Here is a 4,449-nt window from a genome sequence, read left to right as displayed (position 1 = left end):
GTAGGGAACTGCCAGGCATCAAATAAGTGAAGAGCCCATCCTGTCGGATGGGCTTTTTGCGTTTCTGTCGTCCGGCCAGCGTGCCGGTATGTCTCCCCGGTGGCGCTGCGCTTACCGGGGCTACGGGCCTGTCGCGTTCTGTAGCCCGCACCGGTACACCACATCACCACCGGTAACGCCCCGCAATATCATTGCCCCTGTAATCAGACAAGCCTTCCCCCGCCAGATACGATAAACTAACGCCGATTTTGCATCAGGAAGCTACTATGAACCACTCCCTCAAACCCTGGAATACCTTTGGCATTGAACGCTTCGCCAAGACGATAGTACGCGCCGAAACTGAGCAACAGTTGCTAAGCGCCTGGCAAACCGCTGCCGCGGCAGGCGAACCCTCGCTGATCCTTGGGGAAGGCAGTAATGTCCTGTTTCTGAACGACTATGCCGGTACGGTGATCCTCAACCGGATTATGGGGATCGAGGTGAGCGAAACGCCGGAAGCCTGGCGCTTGCACGTCGGCGCCGGCGAAAACTGGCATCAGTTGGTGCAGTTCACGCTACAGCATGCGATGCCAGGTCTGGAAAATCTGGCGTTAATCCCTGGCTGCGCAGGATCTTCTCCGATCCAGAATATTGGCGCCTACGGCGTTGAGCTACAGCGGGTTTGCGAATATGTTGACTGCATTGAGCTGGAAACCGGGCGTAAGCAACGTCTTTCAGCCGCGGAATGCCGTTTTGGCTATCGCGACAGTATCTTCAAACATGAATATCAGGACCGCTATGCCATCGTCGCGATTGGCTTATCGTTAGCGAAAACATGGCAGCCTGTACTGAGTTACGGTGATTTAACGCGTCTCGATCCGCAGACCGTCACGCCGCAGCAGGTATTTGATGCGGTCTGTCATATGCGAATGACTAAATTGCCGGATCCAAAGATTAGCGGTAATGCCGGCAGCTTTTTTAAGAACCCGATCGTCAGCGCTCAGGTTGCGGAAGCGCTGCTGGCGCAGTTCCCTCATGCACCGCACTATCCGCAGGCAAATGGCAGCGTCAAGCTGGCCGCTGGCTGGCTAATCGATCAATGTGAGCTCAAAGGACAACGCATCGGCGGCGCGGCCGTCCATCGACAGCAGGCGCTGGTACTGATTAATGAAGATCGAGCGACCAGCGAGGATGTGGTAAAACTTGCTCATTATGTTCGCCAGCGGGTGGGTGCGAAATTCGATGTATGGCTTCAGCCCGAGGTGCGCTTCATTGGCACGCATGGTGAAGTCAACGCAGAGGAGAGCATTGCGTGAAAGACCATACTATCCCTTTAACGCTAATTTCTATCCTTGCTGATGGCGAGTTTCACTCTGGCGAACAGCTTGGTGAGCAGTTAGGCATGAGCCGGGCGGCGATTAATAAGCACATCCAGACCTTACGTGACTGGGGCGTCGATGTGTTTACTGTGCCGGGCAAGGGTTACAGCCTGCCGGAGCCTATTCATCTATTAGATGAGAAAAAGATTTCTCAAGAGATAGACCATGGCCGAGTGACAGTCCTTCCCGTCATCGACTCTACTAACCAGTATTTGCTGGACAGGCTTGATGAGCTGACGTCCGGAGATGCCTGTGTGGCTGAATATCAGCAAGCAGGGCGAGGCCGGCGAGGCAGAAAATGGTTTTCGCCCTTTGGCGCGAATCTCTATCTCTCGATGTACTGGCGTCTGGAGCAGGGCCCGGCAGCGGCTATTGGCCTAAGCCTGGTGATCGGTATTGTGATCGCTGAAGTTCTGCAGCAGCTCGGGGCCGAACAGGTTCGCGTGAAATGGCCAAACGATATTTACCTGCAGGATCGTAAGCTGTCAGGGATCCTCGTGGAACTGACGGGGAAAACGGGCGATGCCGCACAAATCGTCAGCGGCGCGGGTATCAACCTTGTGATGCGTCGCGTGGAGTCTGATGTCGTCAATCAGGGGTGGATCAGCCTTCAGGAAGCGGGGGTGGTCATCGACCGTAACCTCCTCGCCGCGCGCCTGATTAAAGAGCTGCGCCTGGGACTGGAGCTGTTCGAGCAGGAAGGATTGGCTCCCTATCTACCGCGCTGGGAAAAACTGGATAACTTTATTCATCGCCCGGTGAAACTGATTATCGGTGATAAAGAAATTTACGGCATTTCGCGTGGCATTGACGCCCAGGGCGCACTATTGCTGGAGCAGGATGGTGTAATAAAAGCCTGGGTGGGTGGTGAAATATCATTGCGCAGTGCAGAATAAAAAAGGGAGCTTCGGCTCCCTTATTTTATTTACGTAAGCGTACCTGATTCACTGAGTGATTGGCGCTCTTAGTCATGATCAGGCTGGCGCGCTCGCGAGTTGGAAGGATATTTTCTTTAAGATTCATTAGGTTGATTTCATTCCATAGCGAAGTGGCAATATCTACCGCTTCTTCCTTCGAGAGCTTAGCGTAATTATGGAAATAGGAATCCGGATCGGTAAACGCCCCTTCCCGGAATTTAAGAAAGCGGTTGATATACCAGCTTTTCAATAATTCTTCCGGGGCATCGACATAAATAGAAAAGTCGACAAAATCGGAAACGAATACATGATGGGGATCGTGCGGATAATCCATTCCACTTTGCAGAACATTCAGCCCTTCAAGAATTAAAATATCCGGTTGCGCGACGGTTTTGTCACCATTGGGAATAACATCATAAATCAGATGGGAATAAACCGGCGCGGTTGCCTGCGGTACCCCTGATTTGAGATCGGAGACAAACTTCACCAGGCGATGCATATCATAGGACTGCGGAAAGCCTTTTTTCTTCATTAACCCACGTTCTTTTAAAACCGAGTTAGGGTGCAAAAAACCGTCGGTGGTAATGAGTTCGACATGGCGATGCTCCGGCCAACGACTAAGCAAAGCTTGCAGAACGCGGGCGGTGGTGCTTTTTCCTACCGCAACGCTGCCAGCGATACTGATAATATAGGGAATTCGCTGACCATTGGTGCCAAGAAATTGTTCGAGAACAGCCTGGCGACGCAGGTTAGAACTGATATAGAAGTTGAGCAAACGCGACAGCGGCAAATAGATCTCGGCAACCTCTTCCAGAGAGAGATCTTCGTTGATGCCTTTTAACCGCGTGATTTCTTCCTCGGTTAACGTCATCGGGACAGAATCACGAAGTGCAGCCCATTGGTGGCGGTTAAATTGTAGGTACGGTGTCATTAACGTCTGCTCTTTTTGGCTCATAAGCATGTTCTTACTATCACCGAATACCTTGAAACGGTGATGCTTCACACGAGTTAATCAGGACAATGGGCAGGAGGGTAACACCAGATTGCCGGGAATAATAAGAAAAAAACTCATTGAATGCTGCTTTCTCGCGCCAGCATCACAAGAGAAGAATAAGTTTCTTATTCTTTGCAAAGCATGGCCTTTGCTAACAGGCTAGGCTAGCGGCCTGAATCCTTTCCGTCAGCGGTCAGCATGCGATAGAGGTAACCGGAGATGATCGGACAGCGCCTGAAGAGCCGAATTGTTGGCGAATATTTGCACTCCGCTGCTTGAAATTACACCGTTTTTTCGCGTGAGAGCACAAAATGTGAGCAAGAGAACGTTTTATGCAAATTTTTAGTTGCATGAACTCGCTCCTCTCCCTAGAATGCGCGCTACTTGATGCCGACTTAGCTCAGTAGGTAGAGCAACTGACTTGTAATCAGTAGGTCACCAGTTCGATTCCGGTAGTCGGCACCATAACAATTTGGGTGGGGTTCCCGAGCGGCCAAAGGGAGCAGACTGTAAATCTGCCGTCATCGACTTCGAAGGTTCGAATCCTTCCCCCACCACCACTTTCTGGCGACGCTTTGCGGAGCCGGAGTTGGTTGGGTAAACTAATCAGCTCAATACTAAAGAGAGCAGTCTCTTTAGTATTACAGAAAGAACTGGGTAGCCGAGTTTCAGGATGCGGGCATCGTATAATGGCTATTACCTCAGCCTTCCAAGCTGATGATGCGGGTTCGATTCCCGCTGCCCGCTCCAGACGTGCTGATATGGCTCAGTTGGTAGAGCGCACCCTTGGTAAGGGTGAGGTCCCCAGTTCGACTCTGGGTATCAGCACCACTTCTTTTCTCTCCTTCCCTGTTTCTCTTCTGTTATGTTCATTCAACAAGTCGGGCATGTTGCCTGGTTGATGTGGTGATATCACCGATTTATCCGTGTCTTAGAGGGACAATCGATGTCTAAAGAAAAGTTTGAACGTACAAAACCGCACGTTAACGTCGGTACTATCGGCCACGTTGACCATGGTAAAACAACGCTGACCGCTGCCATCACTACCGTACTGGCTAAAACCTACGGTGGTTCCGCTCGCGCATTCGACCAGATCGATAACGCGCCGGAAGAAAAAGCTCGTGGTATCACCATCAACACCTCTCACGTTGAATATGACACCCCGACTCGCCACTACGCG

4 protein-coding genes and 4 tRNA genes are annotated in these 4,449 nt (G+C 51.5%); 7 read left to right on the top strand and 1 reads right to left on the bottom strand.

The window, feature by feature from the left end:
• Positions 1–266: 266 nt before the first annotated feature.
• Positions 267–1,295: a UDP-N-acetylmuramate dehydrogenase gene (murB, locus tag KHQ28_RS19240; protein WP_032418214.1), complete on the top strand. Its 1,029-nt coding sequence runs from the start codon at positions 267–269 to the stop codon at positions 1,293–1,295.
• Positions 1,292–2,254: a bifunctional biotin--[acetyl-CoA-carboxylase] ligase/biotin operon repressor BirA gene (birA, locus tag KHQ28_RS19235; protein WP_002883521.1), complete on the top strand. Its 963-nt coding sequence runs from the start codon at positions 1,292–1,294 to the stop codon at positions 2,252–2,254. The genes murB and birA overlap by 4 nt, the downstream gene beginning before the upstream one ends.
• A gap of 25 nt (positions 2,255–2,279) precedes the next feature.
• Here the strand turns inward: birA and coaA are convergent, their stop codons facing one another.
• Positions 2,280–3,230, bottom strand: a complete 951-nt coding sequence (gene coaA, locus KHQ28_RS19230; RefSeq protein WP_002883524.1) for a type I pantothenate kinase — start codon at positions 3,228–3,230, stop codon at positions 2,280–2,282.
• Between the two features lie 428 nt (positions 3,231–3,658).
• On the opposite strand from coaA, the gene KHQ28_RS19225 reads away from it, so the two are divergent.
• The 5 genes from KHQ28_RS19225 to KHQ28_RS19205 all read left to right on the top strand — a co-directional run.
• Positions 3,659–3,734, top strand: a tRNA-Thr gene (locus tag KHQ28_RS19225).
• Positions 3,735–3,744: 10 nt separating this feature from the next.
• Positions 3,745–3,829: transfer RNA gene (locus KHQ28_RS19220), tRNA-Tyr, on the top strand.
• A 115-nt stretch (positions 3,830–3,944) separates the two neighbouring features.
• A tRNA-Gly gene (locus KHQ28_RS19215) sits at positions 3,945–4,019 on the top strand.
• 5 nt (positions 4,020–4,024) lie between these two features.
• Positions 4,025–4,100: transfer RNA gene (locus KHQ28_RS19210), tRNA-Thr, on the top strand.
• 115 nt (positions 4,101–4,215) lie between these two features.
• On the top strand, positions 4,216–4,449 hold a 234-nt coding region (locus KHQ28_RS19205), incomplete at its 3' end, for a GTP-binding protein (protein ID WP_020882629.1).

The sequence above is a fragment of the Klebsiella sp. 28 genome (genome assembly GCF_018223905.1).
Lineage (GTDB): Bacteria > Pseudomonadota > Gammaproteobacteria > Enterobacterales > Enterobacteriaceae > Klebsiella > Klebsiella pneumoniae.
The sequence above is the reverse complement of the archived record's forward strand: the minus strand, read 5'-3'. Positions and strand labels throughout refer to the sequence as shown.